General features: G+C 63.9%; 20 protein-coding genes. 7 read left to right on the top strand and 13 right to left on the bottom strand.

What is annotated here, in order from left to right:
- Window positions 1-8 precede the first annotated feature (8 nt).
- The 3 genes from tyrS to ACX4ZE_RS02660 all read right to left on the bottom strand — a co-directional run bounded on the left by tyrS (window position 9) and on the right by ACX4ZE_RS02660 (window position 3,172).
- Complete coding sequence (gene tyrS / locus ACX4ZE_RS02670) at window positions 9-1,298, bottom strand: tyrosine--tRNA ligase (RefSeq protein WP_480271616.1); 1,290 nt, start codon at window positions 1,296-1,298, stop codon at window positions 9-11.
- Between the two features lie 173 nt (window positions 1,299-1,471).
- Complete coding sequence (locus ACX4ZE_RS02665) at window positions 1,472-2,095, bottom strand: DNA-3-methyladenine glycosylase (RefSeq protein ID WP_480271615.1); 624 nt, start codon at window positions 2,093-2,095, stop codon at window positions 1,472-1,474.
- Between the two features lie 111 nt (window positions 2,096-2,206).
- Window positions 2,207-3,172 carry an NAD(P)-dependent alcohol dehydrogenase gene (locus tag ACX4ZE_RS02660; RefSeq protein ID WP_480271614.1) on the bottom strand — a complete coding sequence of 322 codons (966 nt, stop codon included), beginning with the start codon at window positions 3,170-3,172 and terminating at the stop codon, window positions 2,207-2,209.
- A gap of 151 nt (window positions 3,173-3,323) precedes the next feature.
- On the opposite strand from ACX4ZE_RS02660, the gene ACX4ZE_RS02655 reads away from it, so the two are divergent.
- From ACX4ZE_RS02655 to ACX4ZE_RS02640, 4 genes are all read left to right on the top strand, one after another.
- Window positions 3,324-3,476: a hypothetical protein gene (locus ACX4ZE_RS02655; protein WP_480271613.1), complete on the top strand. Its 153-nt coding sequence runs from the start codon at window positions 3,324-3,326 to the stop codon at window positions 3,474-3,476.
- An 84-nt stretch (window positions 3,477-3,560) separates the two neighbouring features.
- Complete coding sequence (locus tag ACX4ZE_RS02650) at window positions 3,561-4,292, top strand: ABC transporter ATP-binding protein (protein WP_480271612.1); 732 nt, start codon at window positions 3,561-3,563, stop codon at window positions 4,290-4,292.
- A complete protein-coding gene (locus ACX4ZE_RS02645; RefSeq protein WP_480271611.1) occupies window positions 4,289-5,083 on the top strand; it encodes an ABC transporter permease in 795 nt (264 codons plus the stop codon). Before ACX4ZE_RS02650 ends, ACX4ZE_RS02645 begins: the two co-directional genes overlap by 4 nt.
- Window positions 5,080-5,805 carry a TetR/AcrR family transcriptional regulator gene (locus ACX4ZE_RS02640; protein ID WP_480271610.1) on the top strand — a complete coding sequence of 242 codons (726 nt, stop codon included), beginning with the start codon at window positions 5,080-5,082 and terminating at the stop codon, window positions 5,803-5,805. The genes ACX4ZE_RS02645 and ACX4ZE_RS02640 overlap by 4 nt, the downstream gene beginning before the upstream one ends.
- A gap of 39 nt (window positions 5,806-5,844) precedes the next feature.
- Here the strand turns inward: ACX4ZE_RS02640 and ACX4ZE_RS02635 are convergent, their stop codons facing one another.
- A complete protein-coding gene (locus ACX4ZE_RS02635) occupies window positions 5,845-6,078 on the bottom strand; it encodes a Trm112 family protein (RefSeq protein ID WP_480271609.1) in 234 nt (77 codons plus the stop codon).
- 187 nt (window positions 6,079-6,265) lie between these two features.
- Window positions 6,266-9,217, bottom strand: coding sequence for an AMP-binding protein (locus ACX4ZE_RS02630; RefSeq protein ID WP_480271608.1), 2,952 nt, complete (start codon window positions 9,215-9,217; stop codon window positions 6,266-6,268).
- A gap of 208 nt (window positions 9,218-9,425) precedes the next feature.
- Here ACX4ZE_RS02630 and idi point away from each other — a divergent pair, with 208 nt between their 5' ends.
- Entirely contained in the window at window positions 9,426-9,995 is a 570-nt protein-coding gene (idi, locus tag ACX4ZE_RS02625; protein ID WP_480271607.1) for an isopentenyl-diphosphate Delta-isomerase, read from the top strand.
- Window positions 9,996-10,040: 45 nt separating this feature from the next.
- Here the strand turns inward: idi and ACX4ZE_RS02620 are convergent, their stop codons facing one another.
- Complete coding sequence (locus tag ACX4ZE_RS02620; RefSeq protein WP_480271606.1) at window positions 10,041-10,163, bottom strand: hypothetical protein; 123 nt, start codon at window positions 10,161-10,163, stop codon at window positions 10,041-10,043.
- A 36-nt stretch (window positions 10,164-10,199) separates the two neighbouring features.
- On the opposite strand from ACX4ZE_RS02620, the gene ACX4ZE_RS02615 reads away from it, so the two are divergent.
- Together ACX4ZE_RS02615 and ilvA are read left to right on the top strand one after the other, a co-directional pair.
- Window positions 10,200-11,369 carry a serine hydrolase domain-containing protein gene (locus ACX4ZE_RS02615; protein WP_480271605.1) on the top strand — a complete coding sequence of 390 codons (1,170 nt, stop codon included), beginning with the start codon at window positions 10,200-10,202 and terminating at the stop codon, window positions 11,367-11,369.
- A 69-nt stretch (window positions 11,370-11,438) separates the two neighbouring features.
- A complete protein-coding gene (gene ilvA, locus ACX4ZE_RS02610) occupies window positions 11,439-12,659 on the top strand; it encodes a threonine ammonia-lyase (RefSeq protein WP_480271604.1) in 1,221 nt (406 codons plus the stop codon).
- 89 nt (window positions 12,660-12,748) lie between these two features.
- Here ilvA and ACX4ZE_RS02605 read toward each other — a convergent pair whose 3' ends face one another.
- The 7 genes from ACX4ZE_RS02605 to argB form a co-directional block, all read right to left on the bottom strand.
- Window positions 12,749-13,072, bottom strand: a complete 324-nt coding sequence (locus ACX4ZE_RS02605) for a DMT family transporter (protein ID WP_480271603.1) — start codon at window positions 13,070-13,072, stop codon at window positions 12,749-12,751.
- 68 nt (window positions 13,073-13,140) lie between these two features.
- On the bottom strand, window positions 13,141-14,562 hold the full coding sequence (gene argH / locus ACX4ZE_RS02600) for an argininosuccinate lyase (protein WP_480271602.1): 1,422 nt from the start codon (window positions 14,560-14,562) through the stop codon (window positions 13,141-13,143).
- A 73-nt stretch (window positions 14,563-14,635) separates the two neighbouring features.
- Entirely contained in the window at window positions 14,636-15,838 is a 1,203-nt protein-coding gene (locus ACX4ZE_RS02595) for an argininosuccinate synthase (RefSeq protein ID WP_480271665.1), read from the bottom strand.
- A gap of 290 nt (window positions 15,839-16,128) precedes the next feature.
- Complete coding sequence (locus ACX4ZE_RS02590; RefSeq protein WP_480271601.1) at window positions 16,129-16,644, bottom strand: arginine repressor; 516 nt, start codon at window positions 16,642-16,644, stop codon at window positions 16,129-16,131.
- Window positions 16,645-16,702: 58 nt separating this feature from the next.
- Window positions 16,703-17,653 (bottom strand): ornithine carbamoyltransferase, encoded by a 951-nt coding sequence (argF, locus tag ACX4ZE_RS02585; RefSeq protein ID WP_480271600.1) that lies wholly within the window; start codon window positions 17,651-17,653, stop codon window positions 16,703-16,705.
- Window positions 17,650-18,852 (bottom strand): acetylornithine transaminase, encoded by a 1,203-nt coding sequence (locus ACX4ZE_RS02580; protein ID WP_480271599.1) that lies wholly within the window; start codon window positions 18,850-18,852, stop codon window positions 17,650-17,652. Before ACX4ZE_RS02580 ends, argF begins: the two co-directional genes overlap by 4 nt.
- Window positions 18,849-19,772, bottom strand: a complete 924-nt coding sequence (gene argB, locus ACX4ZE_RS02575) for an acetylglutamate kinase (protein ID WP_480271598.1) — start codon at window positions 19,770-19,772, stop codon at window positions 18,849-18,851. The genes ACX4ZE_RS02580 and argB overlap by 4 nt, the downstream gene beginning before the upstream one ends.
- Window positions 19,773-19,778: the final 6 nt, after the last annotated feature.

Below are 19,778 nucleotides of genomic sequence, written 5' to 3'. Positions count from 1 at the left end.
TGCGCTGGTCATGCCTCTGCCCGCAATACCCCGGCGAGGTTCTTCTTGCCACGGCGCAGCACAAGCCAACGTCCATGCAGGTAATCGGTGTCCGCGGGAGTCCATTCGGTGTCGGAGATCTTGGCGTTGTTCACCGAGGCTCCGCCTTCGTTCACGGCGCGCCGAGCGGCGCCACGGCTCTCGCACAGGCCGGTCGCGACAAGCAGATCCACGATCGTGTTCGGCTCGCCGGTCTTGGTCTGCGCAACCCCGCCGCCGGTCGTAGTCTCGCGCAGTGCGGCGCCGAGCGTGGCCTCGTCCAAGTCGCGCAGTTCACCGCGACCGAACAGCGCATGGCTGGCCAACTGGACCGCGCGGGTGTTGTCCGCACCGTGTACCAGGGTCGTCATCTCGGCAGCCAACTTGCGCTGCGCTTCTCTCATGTGCGGTCGCTCGGCGGTCGCCTGTTCCAGCTCGTCGAGTTCTTCGCGGGACAGGAAGGTGAACCAACGCAGGTAGCGCACCACATCGGCGTCCGCTGTGTTCACGAAGTACTGATACCAAGCGTAGGGGCTGGTCATCTCCGGATCGAGCCATAGGCTGCCGCCGCCGGTGGACTTGCCGAACTTCTTCCCGTCGGTCGAGGTCACCAGTGGCACAGTCAGCGCATGCACAGATACACCGTCGACACGGCGGTTGAGCTCCACGCCAGCGATGATGTTACCCCACTGGTCGGAGCCTCCGACTTGCAATGTGCAGCTGTAGTTACGGCGTAGCTGCAGGTAATCGTTGGCCTGTAAGAGCATGTAGCTGAACTCGGTGTAGGAAATGCCTTCGCCGTCGAGGCGTCGCTTGATGGTGTCCCTGGCCAACATGACATTCACTGAGAAATGCTTGCCGATATCGCGCAAGAAATCGACAGCGGTCAGTGACCCTGTCCAATCCATGTTGTCGACGATGACAGCTCCGGTCGGAGAATCGTTCAGATCCACGAAACGCTCCAACTGGGCGCGGATCCGATCGGCCCAGCTCGCCACAGTGTCAGTCGAGTTCATGGTGCGCTCACCGACGTCACGTGGGTCGCCGATCAACCCGGTGGCGCCGCCTGCCAGCACGATCGGACGGTGGCCAGCACGCTGGAAACGTTTCAGCGCGAGCAACGGCACCAGGTGGCCTGCGTGCAGGCTGGCGGCGGTGGGGTCGAAGCCGGCATAAAGCGTCAGCGGTCCAGCGGCCACCGCCACGCGCAGGGCATCCAAGTCGGTGGACTGCGCGATCAGTCCGCGCCAGGTCAGTTCATCGATGATATCGCCGCTCACAGTGCCCTATCTTTCCGTACGCGGTCCACAGCTCCAGATGCGACTCGGCGTCGTCGAACGGCCGCAGCGGCTCATAGTTCTGACGCGCCGCGCTCCGGAGCGGACGGATATCACCGCGGCAAGCATCGTCGGGGCGAGCGACATACGCGACGCACTGGTCCGAGGCATACCGGTCACGCCTGCTTCATCGTGGACAGGGGAGCACGTGGGCTGCGCCGGTAGACCGACACCGCCCGCGAATCAGAGAGCCAGAATCGCCACGGCACATCCGCTGCGCTGCTGACGCCCACCCTCGGGCCGCTGGCGACCGCAGTAGCCTCGACCGAATCGCTCAGCTCCAGCCGAATCGGGGAGAACGGATCGAACAGCGCGGTACCGTAGTCGCTCAGTGTGACACCCAGTACACTGCCGAGATTGCCTGGGCCGCGAGCCAAGTCCAGATCGGAACGGGCGGCCGGACGCCGACCTCGCGCCGCCGTCAGCCCTTCGATCACCTCACCGGATCGGATCAGAACGGCGCTGGCGGTGCCGTCCGGACCGCTCGTGACATTCACACAGGTGTGTATCCCATAGCTGAGGTACACATACAACACTCCCGCTGGTCCGAACATCACGGCGTTGCGCTCGGTCCGTCCGCGCCCCGAATGCGAAGCCTGGTCCGGCCACGGCCCTGTCGGATCTCCCCCATAAGCCTCGACTTCCACGATCCGCACCCCGACCGGCCCTGACCGCAATGTCGCGCCGAGTAGGCGCCGAGCAGCCGCAGACGGTTCGACAGCGAGTTCCTCGGTGGTCACATGAGCATTGTCCTGGACTGCTCTGGCAAGGTGGCGACTGCCCACCCGACGGGGAGCTCCGCACACGGAGTGGCGCAGCAGCAGGAACCTTTCAGCGATCCGCAAGCTGCTTCAGTGGGCAATGGTGACGGTGACATTGCCGACTTTGTGCCCCAGCCCGACATATCGATGGGCGTCGACGATTCGATCCATCGAATAGTTGCGGTCGATGACGATACGAAGGTGGTCGGACTCGATGAGAACCTTCAGAAAAAGCAGTGCCTCTCTCTTGTCCACGGACATTCCTGTCCTGACCGTCCTTCCCCTACGCAACGCGGTCACCGCGGTGAGCAACCAGTTCGTGAGACCGGTCGTCGGGAGGTAGCGGCCGTGGGCTGTCAGCGCTCGTCGGCATCGAGTGAACGAGTATGCGGTAACAGTGTCGAAGATGACGTCATAGGTATTGTGGTGATCGGTGAAGTCTTCTTTTTCATAGTCGATTATTCGGTCGGCGCCGAGTTCGCTCACCAAATCGACGTTGCGAGCGCTACACACTGCGGTCACCTCGGCACCGAAATGTTTGGCCAACTGCACCGCGTAGGTTCCGATACTGCCGGATGCGCCGTTGACCAGAACATGCTGCCCACTGCGCACCTGCGCCAGATCGCGCAGGAAATAGAGCGCGGTAGAGGCGCCATCGACGGCGGCGGCCGCTTGTTCGAAATCGATACCGGTGGGCATGTGCTCGAGGGACGCGGTTTCCGGCAGGCAGATGTACTGGGCACAGGCCCCGACACCGAATCCGGTGAACCCGAATACTTCGTCACCAGGCGCGAATCGACGCACATTCGCGCCGACCGCTGCTACAGTTCCGGCCAGCTCTAGCCCGAGCCGCTGCCAGTTCCCACGCGGCCGAATGAGACCGATTATCAACCGTCCCCACATCGGCCGCCCCTGTCGCATAAGCGTTTCCGCCGAAGTCACCGTGGACGCACGCACTTCGACAAGAACTTCATCGGCTCGGGGAACAGGTCGATCGACCTCGTGGATGCCCAATACCTCCGGCGGGCCGTATCTGGTGTATCGGACTGCTTTCACTGCTGACACTCCTACCATTCGGCCGAATGTCTATGCTAGAAACTCCTGCTCGTGTGCGCAGTCGAATCGGCTCGGCAACTGTACCCTCGTCGATTTCGCGGTCACTCATCGCACTGACTGGCCCCACCGAACATCACAGTGCGGCCTGACCATGCGGTTCAATGGTCCGGCCTCGATCTACCTTTGCCTGAACATGTATCACTACCACCTGCTGTGGCGTGCGGACTCGGGCACGGTGGGCCAGTTCGTGGGCGTGAACCCGAACGAGACAGCAGGGGCGCTGCCACCACACTACGGCTACTGATCCGGACCGCACTCTTGTCTGAGCGTCGCGGGCCTACTAAATTCATCACTTAGTGAATTCAACACTAGATGAATTGAGGCTACTATGCCGCAATACTCTCCATCCCCCGCCATCGAAGTCCGAAACCTGCGGGTCCGCCGTGGCGGCCGTGAAGTGCTCCACGACGTCTCGCTGACCATCCCGCACGGGTCGATCACCGGGTTGCTCGGCCCCTCTGGTTGCGGCAAGACCACGCTGATGCGCAGTATCGTCGGCACCCAGATCATCGAGTCGGGAGAGGTCTACGCGCTCGACCTCCCGGCAGGCTCGGCGGCACTACGGCATCGGATCGGTTATGTCACCCAGGCGCCGAGCGTCTACTCCGATATCAGCGTCCGCGAAAACGTCGCGTACTTCGCCGCGCTCTATGGCCGTACTCGCGGTGATATCGATGACGCAATCACAGCCGTCGGCTTGCAAGCGCAGGCTCGCCAACGTGGCGACGAACTCTCCGGCGGACAACAGACCCGCGCATCACTCGCATGCGCCCTGGTCGCCCAGCCCGAAGTACTGGTAATGGACGAACCAACAGTCGGCCTGGACCCGGTGTTGCGGGTCGAGCTCTGGAAACAGTTCCATGAACTGGCCGCGAAGGGGACGACGCTACTGGTGTCCAGTCATGTCATGGACGAGGCCGAGCACTGCGACCGGCTGCTGCTGATTCGAGAAGGCCACCTACTCGCCCAACTCAGCCCAGACGAGCTGCGCGCGCAGACCGGCGAACAAAACCTAGAGACTGCCTTCCTCACCCTGATCACGATGGGATCGAACGCATGACCGCCACCCTGGAGTCCATACCACGACAGGCGCCGACTCTGCGGCCCTATATCGCGACCACCGGCCGCATCCTGCGCCAGCTGGGCAACGACCACCGCACCGTCGCCATGATTCTGGTGGTGCCTGCCCTACTGATGGCGCTGTTGTACTTTATCTACGCGGACACTCCGACCGACCCGACGAAACCATTCTCACTGTTCGACCGAGTCGGCATCAGCATGCTCGGCATCCTGCCGTTCATCGTGATGTTCCTGATCACCGCGATCGCCATGCAGCGAGAACGTACGTCGGGCACATTGGAGCGATTGTTGTCGACACCGTTGTCGAAGCTCGATCTGCTGGCCGGATACGGCACCGCCTTCTCCCTGGCGGCAGGCGCCCAAGCAACAGTCGCCTGCCTGGTCTCTTTCGGCCTGCTCGGGCTCGACGCAGCGGGCAACCCCGGCTGGGTCATACTGATCGCGGTGGTTGTCGCGATATGTGGGGTGGCATTGGGTCTACTGGCAAGCGCATTCGCGCGTACCGAATTCCAAGCCGTACAGTTCATGCCGGTCGTGGTCGCGCCGCAGATCTTCCTGTGCGGTTTACTTGTTCCCCGCGGCCAGCTGCCCGGTTGGCTGGAGGTGATCAGCAACGTGATGCCGTTGAGCTACGCGGTCGATGCACTGCAACAGGTTTCGACGAGCCCTGATGCCACCGGCGAGCTGTGGCGTGACCTGAGCATCATTGCCGGATTCTCGATCGTCGCCTTGTGCCTCGGTACGGCGACACTACGTCGGCGGACCACATGACGACAGGAAACAGTTCCCATAGCACTACGAGTTCCACCCGCACCGGCCGCCGACCGGGGCAGTCGGGCGCCCGCGAGGCCATCCTCGCGGCCGCCCGCGCACGTTTCGCCGACGTCGGCTTCGACAAGACCTCAGTACGCGCGATCGCCGCCGATGCCGGTGTCGATCCAGCCCTGGTGCACCACTATTTCGGCACCAAGCAACAACTGTTCGCCGCGGTGGTGGATCTTCCGGTGGATCCGGAGTCGATATTGCGGATCATCGATTCGGCGCCATTGGACCAATTGGGCGAGAACATCATTCGCGCGGTGGTCACAATGTGGGATTCCCCTGCGGGCCCCGGTATCGTCGCGGTGGTGCGCAGCATCCTGGCCGGCGGCGACGCCCCAGCTTTGGCCAGGAAATTCCTGCTGGAAGTGGTGCTGGAACGCGTCCGCAAACGCATCGCCACCCCAGACGACGACGGCCGTGGCCGGGTCGCGCTGGTTGCCTCACAGATGATCGGTGTCCTGGTGGGTCGCAAGATCATCGGTGTCGAACCGCTGGCTGCTATGCCGGTACTCGACCTCGCCACTGCGGTGGGGCCCACAATACAGCGCTACCTGACCGGCGATATCGGGTTGGACGGCATCGGACCAGAACCGAAGTCCCGGTCCGCGGATCGTCAGGACCCGAATCGCCAGAACCACGATGCTACGGCAGCTCGATCACCCTGTAACTGACCACCGCACATCCTCGGCGGCAGCGGAATGCGCGCAGGGTCAGACACCGGCTTGCACAGCGATGAACGTCTCATGTTCGGCATCGGTGACGTCCCTGGCCTCATCAATGAGCAACACCGGGATGCCGTTCTCCACGGCGTATGCCCGGCGCAAGCGTGGGTTGTAGAGCTGCGCAGTGCCATCGGCCGCGCGAACCAGCCACAACGGTCCCTTGTCCTGTGGGCAGGCCAGCAGGTTCAACAGTGTGGCGTCCAAGGTGGTGTGCTCAGGCATACCAGAAACCTACCTTCCGGACGAGCCGGACCGGAAACCGTCCAAGACACGCGTCGACACTGCACTGCATGGGCATGGGCATGGGCATGGGCATGGGCATGGGCATGGCACCGAACCACGTGTGCCCGAGAACCCGGCACTTCGATACCGCGGCCGATGCCCCAGCGCCTGCCGGCGCCGCGCATCCTCAGCCGCCGAACAGTATCGGCGCCTGTTCTTCGGTGAGAATCTCGTAGAGGTCGGAATCCCGGTTGTACCACCAAGTACTCGGCCCCGGCTCCGGTCGACCTGCCGCCTGCACAGCGCCGGCGGAGGGGCGATAAGACGGGCTGCGCGGGATATCGTCCACCAAGTACACCACGTCTGGACGCTGGTCCGGCTCCAACGCACGCAATGCTTCGGTGACCTCCTGCGGTTCGAGCCGCAGACCTTTGCGCACGCTCACTGCCGCTACCGCGAGACGGTAGTCGCCGGCATCGAGCCCATAGACGACGTCCAGATCGACCGCGGTGATGTCGTTGAGCACATCGGCGATCGGCTGACCGAAGACTGGGCCGCGGCGGGTACGAATCACTGTGTCCGCGCGGTCGATCAGCCAATAGTCCCCATCACTGTCACGGCGGAACAAGTTTTCCGTAGGCATCCATGAATCGCCCGCGGCGAACACCCCGCGTAAACCTCCCGCCGAGAGGTCGGTTTCCTCCGAAGCCTTGCCGATCAGCAATCCGACCTCGTTATCCGCGCAGCGCCGGGCGAAACCGGCATCATCGACCCGAATTTGTTTGGTGAGCGGATCACAGGAGACCAGTTCAACCTTCGCGGTGCCGGGGACCGGCCTTCCCTTACAGCCACGCTTCATCCCGGTTACGTTGGCCAACACCACATCGCCTTCGATCGATGCGTAGAACTCCAGCACGCGGGCGGGCTCGAACTGCTCGACGGTGCGGCGCCACAGCCCAGCAGGCATCCCGGAACCGATGAACAACCGGATCGGGTGGCGGTGCCCTACCGGGAAGACCTCGGCGTCGAGGATGTCACGCAGCATGGTCCAGGTGTAGGTCACCACGGTGACACCGAAGCGATGAACTTCTTCGGCGAAGCGCACCGGGTCCAGCGACCGCGCCAGCGCTATTCTGCTCCCGCCTGCGACAGCTCCGCCGATACTGACCAGCAAGCCAGAAGAATGATGCAGTGGCGCAAGGCAATACACCGTATCCCTGCGGTTGAGATCGGCGGTGGTCGCGGTGCCGAACGCCGACAGCGCCCAACGATAGTTGGTGATGTACTTTGCTTCCAGCCGCTCGCCCGCACCCGTGACGAGTACGAAAGCCAGCTCTCTGGCCAACCCCGGGTCCGGCCGGTACCAGGCGGGTAGCGACACCTCGGCGGGATCGATCTGCTCCAGATCGATGATCCGATCGTCGGCGGGAACTCCTAGTTCGCGGGCGGCGCCACCACCGAGCACCAGCACTCTGAACCCCGTCGCGGCGGCCTGGCGCAGATTCTCCGGATCCGCGATCAAGGCTTCGGAACCGGTCAGTTCGATCGCTCGGTCCAGTTTGCTACCAGGGGCCAGCAACACCGCAACGGCACCGATCCGGGAAAGCGCCGCAACTGCCGCCAGCGCACTCGGTCGAGTTTCCATCACCACACCGACGCGCATCGCAGGACGCACACCAGCCGAGACGAGACCACGCACCACATTGTCGATGCGCGTACTGACCGCCGCATTGGTGTGCACCCGGTCATCGAACAGAAAAAGGTCCCGCAGCGGCGCGCGGCGGGCCTGCTCGGCGAGTAACCTGCCGAGCGAGATCCTGGTGTGCGGCTGGATCATGCCGAGACGAGCCAACCTGGGCAGCGCCCGGGCCGCCTCACCGGCCAATTCGATCGAACCGCGCACCGTGTTGTTCGCGATGCCCTCCAGAGCCTTCCCCACCCCGGTACCCGCCTCGGCCAGGCTCGCGGCGGTGTGGATCATCCGGGTAGCCGCCGAACGCGGGCGATTGCTCGCCGCATACTCTGTCATCGGCGTGATCTCAGAGGGCAGCGATTTGCCGCTGCTCATCCATTCGACCCACTCTCGTACCAGCGGCCAAGTGTGATTGGTGGCCATGCTCCCGGCCACCAAACCAAAATGTCCCGCGACCAGAGTTGCCTCATAGACCTCCGCATTCGGCGCGGCGCGCACGATACCGCGCACAGCCGCGGGCTGGCCGATATCGTCGACTTCGCCCACGAATGCCAGGATCGGGCATTTCAGCTCGGCCAGTGAGATCGGCTGATCGCGGATCACGAAACCACCGAGCATCAACCGGTTGTGCGCGACGAATTGCTTGAGCAGATCCGCTGCGGCCGGGCCCGCATAACCGACCCAACCTTCGCTGTTGAGGAAGCGGCGTTGCCGCTCTTTCGGTAGCAGAGCTTCACGGTCGTGTAGCTGACGCAGGAAATCGATTCTGGACTTGGCCGTCTTCACCGGATCGAGCAGCTGGAAACCCGTCCGCACCATGAAATCGGTGATCGGCAACCGGGTGACTACATGGTCGGCCAGGAAATCGGCGACGTCGGAGACCATGTCGTAAGGCAACCCGAACGGAATGCCCGCAACGATATCGACCGGGCTACCGAAAGTCACGATGCTGTCCACACCCTTGCCGTACCGGTAGGCTGTGGTCTGATAAGCGAACATGCCGCCCTGGGAATAGCCCATCAGGTGCACGCCACCACCGGTGACCTCGGTGACGGTATCAATGGCGCTGCTGATAGCGAGCACGTGGTCGGCGAGGTCGCGCTGCCAACCACCCTCCTCACTCGCAGGCGAACCGAAATCGACCACCCAGCAGTCGATTCCGCCTCGATTCAACATACCGACGGCACCACCTTCGGCGTTCACGTCCCAGATATCGGCATTCACCATTAGCGGAGGAACCAGCAGAGCCACCGGACGACCGGGGGTGGTGTCCTCAGGGAAATAACGCCGCAACCGGTACATGCGTCGCCGTTCGACAACCTCGAACGGCGACGATTCGACATCATGGCTCAATCCACCGAAGCGGATGACTTCCAGGCCGTTCTGCGCGGTCGCCAACAACCGCTGCACCGAGCCCGTGACATCCTTCGCACTCAACTTCACCATCGCTCCTGGCCCCTACCCTAGAACGTGACACGCCGCATACACTGAGATGTTCAGACGAGCATCCCATATCTGGTGTCCATTATGTGTCTGCTGTGACATGTCACATGCCGGATGTTCGCGTCCGGCCCCGCACACGGCCGACACGGCCGGCCCGCATAACGGATTCGATGCTCGACCCGAGCTCGATCGCCGTCGATAAGGTAGACAGATGACCGACACCCCAAGCCGACCGAGCATCGACCGTGAGGCTCTGCCCGTCGAACTCGTCGACGATTCCGGGCGAACGATCGGCACCTGTTCGGTCGCGCAGGCCCATCGACCTCCGGGGCTGCTGCATCGTGCGTTCTCCGTATTGCTCTTCGACGCCACCGGCCAGACGCTCTTACAACAACGCGCGCGGGAAAAGTCCAGGTTTCCCGCGCTCTGGGCCAATACCTGCTGTGGCCACCCCGCTCCCGGTGAATCAATCACCACCGCGGCGGCACGGCGGCTGGAGCAGGAAATGGGATTGCGCGCCACGCTCATCGAGGCTGGGATCTACCATTATCACGCCACGGACCCGAGCACCGGCCGCGTCGAGTTCGAATGGGATCATGTGCTGATCGGTCGGGCGGCGGTCGCCCCGCTTCGGCCCGATCCGGCCGAAGTCCTCGACTACACCTGGATCCGACCGGATGCGCTACACGCCGCTCTAGTAGAGGACCCGGACGCTTATACACCATGGCTGACCGGTGTTCTCGAGGTCGCCGAGCAGGCCTACCGTCAGGCGGAACCCTGACGCTTTTGGCCGCTCAGCTCACACATTGTGGCAGATCGGTTCCCCTTAGTGCCGTGCGATGACCCGTAATGGCCGGGCGGCATCCCGGATCAGGAACGCATCGAGCACCAGCCCATCGACTGGGCACGGACTCTCCGCAGCGCGAATCAACCGCACACGCTGGGGCATACCATGCTGAATAGATCAGTACGACAGGGAGTTCCCATGACCGCTTCGACAGCACAGTTCGTCGATCGCCGCTTCGCGCGCCTGGTTGTCGAGTTCGACCGGCTTTTCCGGCGACCTTCCGACGGCGGCGGGGCGCTGACGGTCTACCTGCACGGCGAACCGGTGGTAGATGTCTGGGCAGGCTTCGCACACCCTGGCGTACCGTGGGCACACAATACCGTCGCGATGACATATTCCACGAGCAAGGGCATTGCCAGCACGCTCGTGCACAGATTGGCCGAGCGAGGCCTGATCGACTACGACGAGCCGCTCGCGACCTACTGGCCAGAGTTCGCGGCCGCCGGCAAAGACCGCATCACCGTACGCGCGATGCTCACCCACCGGGCCGGGCTGCACCGGCTACGTGGACTGCTCTCCGGACCTGCCGAGCAATTCTTCGATGACGCGGCGGTGACCGCGGCTCTTGCCGCTGCCCCACCCGACGCACGACATGAAGTGACCAGTGGTTATCACGGCATCACCTACGGTCACCTGGCCGCCGAGCTGGTGCGCCGGGTCAGCGGAGCTGAATTCGAGGACGCACTGCGCACAGAGGTCGCACAGCCACTCGCGGCCGAAGAACTGTGGTTCCGGGTTCCGCTCGCCGAGCGCGAACGCATCGCTACCAACTTCCCTCGCCTGACCGTGGCGGGCATGAGCTGGGAACGCAGCTCCCGATTGCTCACCCGTACCCGCTTCGCGGCCGCCGCTGAAACCATGCCGGAGGGTTTCGCCGATCTAGTTGCCGATCCACGCCTGCACGATTCGGTAATGCCCGGCCTCAATGGGGTCTTCTCCGCTCGCGCGCTGGCTCGCGTGTACGGTGCCCTCGCCAATGGCGGGCAGCTCGGTGGATACCAGTTGCTGCGCCAGGACACCATCGAGCAGATGACGCGACGACAGGTGTTCACCCCCGACTACGTGCTGGCCTTCCGCGTCCCATGGGCCATGGGCTATCACGGCGTGCCGATGAAACCATCCAAACAAGATCCGATCTCGGCTTTCGGCCATTTCGGTCTCGGTGGCTCAGGAGGTTTCGCCGATCCCGCAACCGGAATGTCGCTCGGCTTCATCACCAATCGCTTGGGCGGCAAACTTACTCCGCTCGGCGACGCTCGTCTCACCCGGCTGAGCGTGCTCGCTCACCGTCTCGCTCGGACCGCCTGATCGCCAGCATCCGCCGGGCGAACACTGCCACCTGCCGGTGAGTGCTGCCGGAGATGGCAACATGGCGGTATGGAATCGGTAGAAATGGACCAGATCCAGGCAGCGATGCAGCTGCTGGCTCCGGTGGTCCGGCACACGCCGCTAGTGGCATCTCGCGTGTTATCCGAGCGAGCGAACACCGAGGTGTGGTTGAAGTGTGAGAACTTGCAGCGAACCGGTTCGTTCAAACCGCGCGGCGCCTACAACCGGATCGCGAACCTGCCGCAGAAATCACGGGCACATGGCGTCGTCGCGGCAAGCGCGGGCAATCACGCGCAAGGGGTCGCGTGGGCAGCGACCGAACTCGGTATCGAGTCGACGGTGTTCATGCCGATCGGGGCATCATTACCAAAGCTGATGGCAACCAAAGCGTATGGCGCCCAGGTGCATCAGATCGGCGAGACCATCGACGAATCGCTTGACGCCGCGATGGACTTCACCGACCGGACCGGGGCGACCCTGATCCACCCGTTCGACCACCCCGACATTGTGGCCGGACAGGCGAGTGTCGCACTGGAGTTGCTGGAGCAACTACCCAGCCTTGGCACGGTACTGGTGCCCACCGGCGGTGGCGGACTGCTGGCAGGCATCGCGGTCGCCCTGCGGCACTTGGCGCCGGATGTGCGTGTGATCGGAGTCCAAGCCGCGGGAGCGGCCGCATGGCCGGAGTCACTGGCGGTGGGTCGGCCGGTCCGGGTCGCCCGGATGTCGACGATGGCCGATGGCATTGCGGTCGGCCGACCGGGCGTCGTACCGTTCACCGAAGTAGCCCAGTACGTTTCGGCCATTGTGACAGTCGATGAGGAAGCACTGTCGCAGGCACTGCTGCTGTGTCTGGAACGCGCGAAGCTGATTGTGGAACCCGCTGGTGCCGCGGCGGTCGCCGCGCTGATGAGTTCCACACCAGAGGAACTCGAACTGCGCGGCCCGGTCTGCGCAATCCTGTCCGGCGGCAATATCGACCCATTGCTCCTGACCCGTCTGGTCGGGCACGGACTGAGCGCGGCAGGCCGTTATCTCGCGGTACGCGTGACCATCTCCGATCGCCCCGGCGCGCTCGGCGCGTTGCTGGCCGTTATCGGAAAAACCGCCGCCAGTGTTGTCGACGTGGTTCATTCTCGCACCGGCACCTGGCTGGCGATCGACGAGGTCGAGGTGGGACTGACTCTGGAAACTAAGGGCTCCAGCCATCGTGACGAGGTGCTTACCGCACTCGGCAACGCGGGATATCCAGTTCGCGTGACGGATTGATCCGGTCGCGCCGATCGGTGCGTCTCAGCAGCACAAGTCAGCGTGGGGAAGCCCGGCGCATGCGGACTGAGCAAGTCGTATCAGGGAAATCAGTGCACATCACCGAGTTCCAGTGCCAGTACACCGAGGATTACCAACGCGATGCCACCGACCTGCACCGGGCTCAGTCGTTCATCCAGGAACAGCACGCCGATCAGCGCGATCACCGCGACACCGACCGCCGACCAGACTCCATAGGCCACCCCGATCGGTATACCGCGCTTCAGTGCTTGCGCCAAGAAGAAGAAGGCCGCACAGTAGCCGACGACCACGACGATCGAGGGGGTCACCTTGGTGAACCCGTCGGAGAGTTTCAGTGAAACGGTCGCGGTGACCTCGGTGACAATGGCTAGCGCGAGCAGCAACGAAGTCATTGTCGCAGCGTAGCCAACGTCAGGTATCGTGTGTAGCTCGCTCGGAGCCCCACAGAGGTCTGACCGGTTCAGCTCAGCCAGGCGCGCGCCGCGACCGCAGCTGCGCGTACCTCCTGCAACTGTGTCATGACCTGCGCACCCGCCGTTCCTCCCTTGGCATTACGGGAGGCGATGGACCCAGGCACAGTGAGCACCTCACGCACTTGTCCGGTCAGCGCCGGGTCGATGGCGGTGAACTCCTCGTCGGTGAGTTCGTCGAGACCGACCCCACGGGACTCGGCGGCACGCACGCACGCGCCCGCCGCCTCGTGCGCGACGCGGAACGGCACACCTCGGCGGACAAGCCATTCGGCGATATCGGTGGCCAGTGTAAAACCGGCGGGCGCGAGTTCGGCCATCCGGTCGGTATGGAAGGTCAGTGTGGCGACCGACCCCGCCATAGCGGGAAGCAGCAACTCGAGCTGTGTGACCGAGTCGAACAAGGGTTCCTTGTCTTCTTGGAGATCACGGTTATAGGCCAGCGGTTGGGCTTTGAGAGTGGCCAGCAAACCGGTGAGATTACCGATCAGCCTGCCCGCCTTACCGCGAGTGAGTTCGGAGACATCCGGATTCTTCTTCTGCGGCATGATCGAGGAGCCTGTCGACCAAGCGTCGGCGAGGGTTACATAGCCGAATTCCGGTGTACTCCACAGAATGATCTCTTCAGCCATCCTACTCAGGTCGACAGCGATCATAGCGAGCACGAACGCCGCTTCAGCGGCGAAGTCCCGCGCGGAGGTGGCATCGATCGAATTGGCGGCGGCGGCCACGAAATCCAGCTCCGCAGCGATCACCTCTGGATCGAGGCCGAGCGAGGAGCCCGCCAGTGCGCCGGAACCATAGGGTGACACCGCTGCTCTACGGTCGAAGTCGCGCAGCCGGTCGAGATCACGCAGCAGCGGATGCGCGTGCGCGAGCAGATGGTGAGCCAAAAGCACTGGCTGGGCGGCCTGCAGATGGGTTTTACCCGGCATCACCGCATCCGGGTGCGCGGCAGCCTGGTCGACCAGCGCGTCCACCACAGCGAGCACACCCGCCGCTACCCGGCGTACGCCGTCGCGTAACCACATCCGGAACAGGGTCGCCACCTGGTCATTGCGTGAGCGTCCCGCCCGCAGCCTGCCACCTAGCTCGGCGCCGACCCGTTCGATCAGGCCTCGTTCCAGCGCACCGTGCACATCTTCGTCGGAGTCGGCAGGACCGAACGCACCCGAATCCACGTCCACCGCGAGCTGATCCAGCCCGGCCAGCATGGCGGATAGATCAGTCTCCGACAGCAGCCCCGCCTTGTGCAGCACCCGAGCATGTGCCTTGGACGCGCGGATGTCGTAGCGGGCCAGCGCCCAGTCGAAGTGCGTCGACTTGCTCAGCGCGGCCATAGCCTCGGCTGGTCCTGAAGCGAATCGACCGCCCCAGAGTGTGCCTTGGTTGGTGCTGCCGCTCTGCGTCATGTCCGCCTCTCCAGGATTCGGGCCGTGCTGGTCAAGTGCCGCAGGATGTGTGGCCAGGTCCTGCGTCGGGGGATTACTTCTGGTTCAGGTCACGGCGTGCGGCGACCTTGGACGACAGGCCGTGGATCTGCACGAAGCCCTTGGCCAGTGACTGGTCGAAGGTGTCGCCCTCGTCGTAGGTCGCGAGGTTGAAATCGTAGAGCGATTGCTCCGAACGACGACCGTTGACCACGGCGGAGCCGCCGTGCAAGACCATGCGGATATCACCGGAGACCTGCTGCTGGGTATCGGCGATGAAAGCGTCCAGCGCCCGCTTGAGCGGGGAGAACCAGAGTCCATCGTAGGCCAGCTCGCCCCAACGCTGCTCGACCTGCCGCTTGTAACGGCCCAGCTCGCGCTCGATGGTGACATTTTCCAGGGCCTGATGCGCGGTGATCAGCGCGATCGCACCGGGCGCCTCGTATATCTCCCGGCTCTTGATGCCGACCAGCCGGTCTTCGACCATGTCCAGCCGACCCACACCTTGGCGACCGGCGCGGTGGTTCAGCTCGACGATGGCCTCCAGCACGCTGACCGGACGGCTGTCGATGGCTACCGGAACACCTTTGTCGAACGTGACGATGAGTTCATCGGGGGCCTCGAAGTTGACCGTCGGATCAGCGGTGTAGTCGTACACGTCCTTGGTCGGGGCATTCCACAGATCTTCGAGGAACCCGGTCTCCACCGCGCGACCCCACACGTTCTGATCGACGGAGAACGGCGACTTCTTGGTGACATTGATCGGCAGCGCGTTCTCTTCGGCGAATGCGATGGCCTTCTCCCTGGTCCATGCGTAGTCGCGCACCGGAGCGATTACCGTCAGATCGGGCGCGAGCGCGCCGATGCCGACTTCGAAGCGGACCTGGTCGTTGCCCTTGCCGGTGCAGCCGTGGGCGACAGTGCCCGCACCGTGGAACTTGGCGGCCTCGACCAGGTGCTTGACGATCAGCGGGCGACTGATAGCGGACACCAGCGGGTACTGGTCCATATACATCGCATTGGCCTGGATGGTGGGCAGACAGTACCCATTGGCGAATTCCTCACGGGCATCGACCACAACCGCCTCGACAGCGCCGCAGTCCAGTGCGCGCTGGCGTATCACGTTCATGTCTTCGCCACCCTGACCGAGATCGATAGCCACGGCTACCACCTCGGCACCGGTCTCCTTGCCGATCCAGCTGATCGCGACGGAGGTATCCAGCCCACCGGAGTAGGCGAGTACGACGCGCTCGGACATGTTCGTGTGCTCCTCGATTTCGATGCTCATCTGCGTAGTTGCTGTAGCTGCCCACGTGCGTAGTCGCGCGTAGACGTGACCCGGACCGGCCTCCACCACAGCGGCCCGCGCCGTCCCACAAATGATTATGCATGATGATGCAAGCTCATTCACAATCGGGTGTCGGCCCTCAACAGGGACAACGGCTATGCCTACATCCTGATACAACCACTACCCCGCGTTCCGGCAACCACATGCCAGAAAGACCTTGGCACCCAAAGCCGATCCGGCATGCGACCACAGGCTCGAGCTCAGGCGAGTTGTTCGATCTTCGCGGCCAGCTCAGCGCCGGTCAGGGGTTCGCGCGCGATGACAGCGATGGTGTCGTCACCGGCGATGGTGCCGACGATATAGGTCAGGGCAGCACGATCGAGCGCACTGGCCAGGTAATGGGCGGCGCCGGGCGGAGTGCGCAGAACCGCGATATTGCCACTGGAGTCGGTGGACACGAGCAGATCACCGAGCAGCTTGGACAGCCTGCCGGTGCCACCGGTCACGCCACGGACCGGGCTGCCGTCCTCAGGCACCACATAGATACCCGCGCCGCCATCAGCAGCACGCAGCTTTACCGCACCCAGTTCGTCCAGATCCCGAGAAAGGGTCGCCTGAGTGGTCTCGATTCCTTCGGCCGCGAGCAGCGCCGCCAGCTCCGTCTGGCTGCGCACCGTATGCGCGGACAGTAATTCGACGATGCGTGACTGCCTGCCCGCACGGGTACGCGCGATCGTCGGACCACCCTTGTCCGATGTCGACTGCGAGACACTCACCGCGCCATCCCACTCGGCTCGACGCGATACGTCCGCGCGTGAGCGGGGCCCTGCGCGGTCACGCCGCACCCCCGTATCGTCGCTCCAACAGCCAGACAAGCAGCGCCTTCTGCGCGTGCAGCCGGTTCTCGGCCTCGTCCCAGACCACGCTGTGCGGCCCGTCGAGCACCTCGTCGGTGATCTCCCCCCCACGATGCGCGGGCAGGCAGTGCAGTACCACTGCCTTCGGCCGAGCGCGGGTGAGCAAATCGTCATTGAGCTGGAACAGCCGAAACGGCCCGACTCGGTCCAGGCCGTCGTTCTCCTGGCCCATCGAAGTCCAAGTATCCGTGACCAGCGCGTCTGCACCCTCTGCCGCAGCGATCGGATCGTCGGTCACGGTGATGGTAGCGCCGGTCTCGGCGGCCCGCTTGCGCGCGGCCTCCATGATCCAGGGCAGCGGCTCGAATCCGATAGGTGCGGCGATAGTCACATTCAACCCTGCGGTGACACCACCGAGCAGCAGCGAGTGCGCCATGTTGTTGGCGCCGTCACCGAAGTAGGCCAGTTCGCGCCCTTTCAGGTCGCCATAGTGCTCGGTCAGGGTCTGCAGATCCGCGAGCACCTGACACGGATGGAACTCGTTGGACAACGCGTTGACCACCGGGACCGTAGCGGTTTCGACCATCTCGTCGAGCCTGGACTGCTCGAAAGTGCGCCATACGATCGCATCGACATAGCGCGAGAGCACCTGACCGGTGTCGCCGAGCGTCTCTTCCCGTCCCAACTGGGTATCGCGACCGTCTACGACTACCGCATGCCCGCCGAGCTGGGCGATGCCTATCTCGAAGGAGAATCTGGTGCGGGTGGAGTTCTTCTCGAAGATCACGCCGACACCGCGTGGGCCCGCCAGCGGTTGCCGCGACAGCGGCGCCTGCTTGAGCTCGACCGCGAGGGCGAGAATCTCGGCCTGCTCGGCCGGACTGACATCATCATCACGCAGGAAATGCCGTACCCGCTCAGAAATCATTGCGCCACAACACCTTTCGCATCTTCAATGGCGCCGTCCAGGATCTTCGGCAGATCCGCGACGAAACTGTCCGCCTGGGTCTCGGTAAGCACCAGCGGCGGCGCAAGCCTGATCACATCAGGTTTAGCCGGATTGACCAGATATCCCGCAGACCGCGCCCGTGCCTCGACCTGCGCCGACAGCGCATCGGTGAGCACGATGCCCAGCAATAGTCCCGCGCCGCGCACCTGAGCGACCAGCGGATGCCGCAACAACTCGATACCATCGCTGAGCCGCTTGCCGACCAACTCCACATGTGCGAGCAGATCGGTATCGTTGATCGTGCGCAGCACCGCGAGCGCGGCCGCCACGCATACCGGATTGCCGCCGAAAGTCGTGCCGTGCGAACCGGGCGTGAGCAGATCCGCCGCCCGTCCGTTGGCCAACACCGCGCCGATGGGCAAACCACCGCCGAGGCCCTTGGCCAGAGTGATCACGTCCGGCACGACGCCCGCGGCTTGGTGCGCGTAGAACGTGCCGGTGCGGCCGATACCGGTCTGTACCTCGTCGAGCACCAGCAATGCACCACTGCGTGCGGTGATCTCGCGCGCCTCGGCCAGGTAGTCCAGCGGCGGCACCACCACGCCGCTCTCTCCCATGATCGGTTCGAGGAACACTGCGGCGGTATCCGCGCCGACTACGGCGTCCAACGCCGCGGCATCACCGTAGGGCACATGCGTCACACCGGGCGGCATCGGCTCGAACGGTGTCCGTTTGGCTTGTTGTCCAGTGAGTGCGAGCGCCCCCATCGTCCGGCCGTGGAATGCCTCTTCGCACGCGACGATGGTGCGCCGCCCGGTCAGCCGGGCGATCTTGAACGCTGCCTCGACAGCCTCAGTACCGGAATTGCAGAAGAATGCTCGGCCCCCGCCGTCGCCGAAGTGCGCGAGCAGCCGCTCTGCCAGCTCGATCACCGGCTCGGTGGCGTACAGATTCGATACATGCCCCAATGTGCCGATTTGCTGGGTAACCGCCTCCAGGATCGCGGGATGCGCATGACCCAGACTGTTGACCGCGATGCCGCCGAGGAGATCGAGGTAGCGTTCGCCCTCAGCGTCATAGACCTCAGCGCCGGAGCCACGCACCAGTGCGACCTTGGGCGTGCCATAGTTGTTCATCAGCGCGGCGGACCACCGCTGCTGGAGTTCGGCTGTGCTCATTGTTTCGTTCCATTCGCCGCGGGTGAGCCGCTCGGGTCGAGCGAAGCGGGCGTCACCATCGTTCCGATTCCTTCTCCTGTGAACAGTTCCAACAACACCGCGTGCGGGGTCCGGCCATCGATCACATGCGCGGTCGGCACACCCGCTCGCACGGCACGCAAGCAGGCTTCCATCTTGGGCACCATGCCCGCATCCAAACGTGGGAGCAACTCCGCCAACGCGGCCGCGTCGATCCGCGTGGTCAGCGACGACGGGTCCGGCCAGTTCGTGTACAGGCCCTCGACGTCGGTGAGCACCACCAGCTTCTCCGCGCCGATACCGGCAGCGAGCGCCGCGGCGGCGGTATCGGCATTGATGTTGTGCACCACGCCGTCGGCGTCCGGGGCGATGGTCGAGACCACTGGAATACGTCCTGCGCCGATCAGATCGAGCACAGCGTCCGGGTTCACCTCGCTGACATCGCCGACCAGACCGATGTCGGTCAGCTCACCGTCCACTTCGACGCCACGGCGGGTCGCGGTGAACAGCCCGGCATCCTCGCCGGAGATGCCGACCGCGTACGGTCCGTGCGCGTTGATCAAGCCCACCAGTTCCCGGCCGACCTGACCGAACAGCACCATCCGCACGACATCCATCACCTCGGGAGTGGTCACCCGGAAGCCACCGCGGAATTCCCCTTGCAGGCCGAGTCGGCGCAGCATTGCGGTGATCTGCGGGCCGCCGCCGTGCACTACCACCGGGTGTACGCCGACCGTACGCAGGAAAGCCATATCGGCGGCGAAAGCCCGTTTGAGTTCTTCATCGATCATGGCGTTGCCGCCGTATTTGACCACGACGATCTTGTCCCGGAACTTCTGCAACCAAGGCAGGGCGTCGGCCAGAACATGCGCCTTGTCCAGCGCGGAAAGTGTATGCAGCATCTGATT

The organism is Nocardia sp. TBRC8007, from assembly GCF_056629435.1.
The sequence above is the reverse complement of the archived record's forward strand: the minus strand, read 5'-3'. Positions and strand labels throughout refer to the sequence as shown.

What these genes read in the sequence shown, in the direction of transcription:
- ACX4ZE_RS02645 (WP_480271611.1), top strand. Translation starts at nt 4,289, where the DNA reads ATGACCGCCACCCTGGAGTCCATACCACGACAGGCGCCGACTCTGCGG.
- argF (WP_480271600.1), bottom strand. Translation starts at nt 17,653, where the DNA reads ATGATTTCTGAGCGGGTACGGCATTTCCTGCGTGATGATGATGTCAGT.
- ACX4ZE_RS02580 (WP_480271599.1), bottom strand. Translation starts at nt 18,852, where the DNA reads ATGAGCACAGCCGAACTCCAGCAGCGGTGGTCCGCCGCGCTGATGAAC.
- ACX4ZE_RS02615 (WP_480271605.1), top strand. Translation starts at nt 10,200, where the DNA reads ATGACCGCTTCGACAGCACAGTTCGTCGATCGCCGCTTCGCGCGCCTG.
- ACX4ZE_RS02620 (WP_480271606.1), bottom strand. Translation starts at nt 10,163, where the DNA reads ATGCCCCAGCGTGTGCGGTTGATTCGCGCTGCGGAGAGTCCGTGCCCA.
- idi (WP_480271607.1), top strand. Translation starts at nt 9,426, where the DNA reads ATGACCGACACCCCAAGCCGACCGAGCATCGACCGTGAGGCTCTGCCC.
- ACX4ZE_RS02635 (WP_480271609.1), bottom strand. Translation starts at nt 6,078, where the DNA reads ATGCCTGAGCACACCACCTTGGACGCCACACTGTTGAACCTGCTGGCC.
- ACX4ZE_RS02630 (WP_480271608.1), bottom strand. Translation starts at nt 9,217, where the DNA reads ATGGTGAAGTTGAGTGCGAAGGATGTCACGGGCTCGGTGCAGCGGTTG.
- argH (WP_480271602.1), bottom strand. Translation starts at nt 14,562, where the DNA reads ATGACGCAGAGCGGCAGCACCAACCAAGGCACACTCTGGGGCGGTCGA.
- ilvA (WP_480271604.1), top strand. Translation starts at nt 11,439, where the DNA reads ATGGAATCGGTAGAAATGGACCAGATCCAGGCAGCGATGCAGCTGCTG.
- ACX4ZE_RS02650 (WP_480271612.1), top strand. Translation starts at nt 3,561, where the DNA reads ATGCCGCAATACTCTCCATCCCCCGCCATCGAAGTCCGAAACCTGCGG.
- ACX4ZE_RS02655 (WP_480271613.1), top strand. Translation starts at nt 3,324, where the DNA reads ATGCGGTTCAATGGTCCGGCCTCGATCTACCTTTGCCTGAACATGTAT.
- ACX4ZE_RS02640 (WP_480271610.1), top strand. Translation starts at nt 5,080, where the DNA reads ATGACGACAGGAAACAGTTCCCATAGCACTACGAGTTCCACCCGCACC.
- argB (WP_480271598.1), bottom strand. Translation starts at nt 19,772, where the DNA reads ATGCTGCATACACTTTCCGCGCTGGACAAGGCGCATGTTCTGGCCGAC.
- ACX4ZE_RS02605 (WP_480271603.1), bottom strand. Translation starts at nt 13,072, where the DNA reads ATGACTTCGTTGCTGCTCGCGCTAGCCATTGTCACCGAGGTCACCGCG.
- ACX4ZE_RS02595 (WP_480271665.1), bottom strand. Translation starts at nt 15,838, where the DNA reads ATGTCCGAGCGCGTCGTACTCGCCTACTCCGGTGGGCTGGATACCTCC.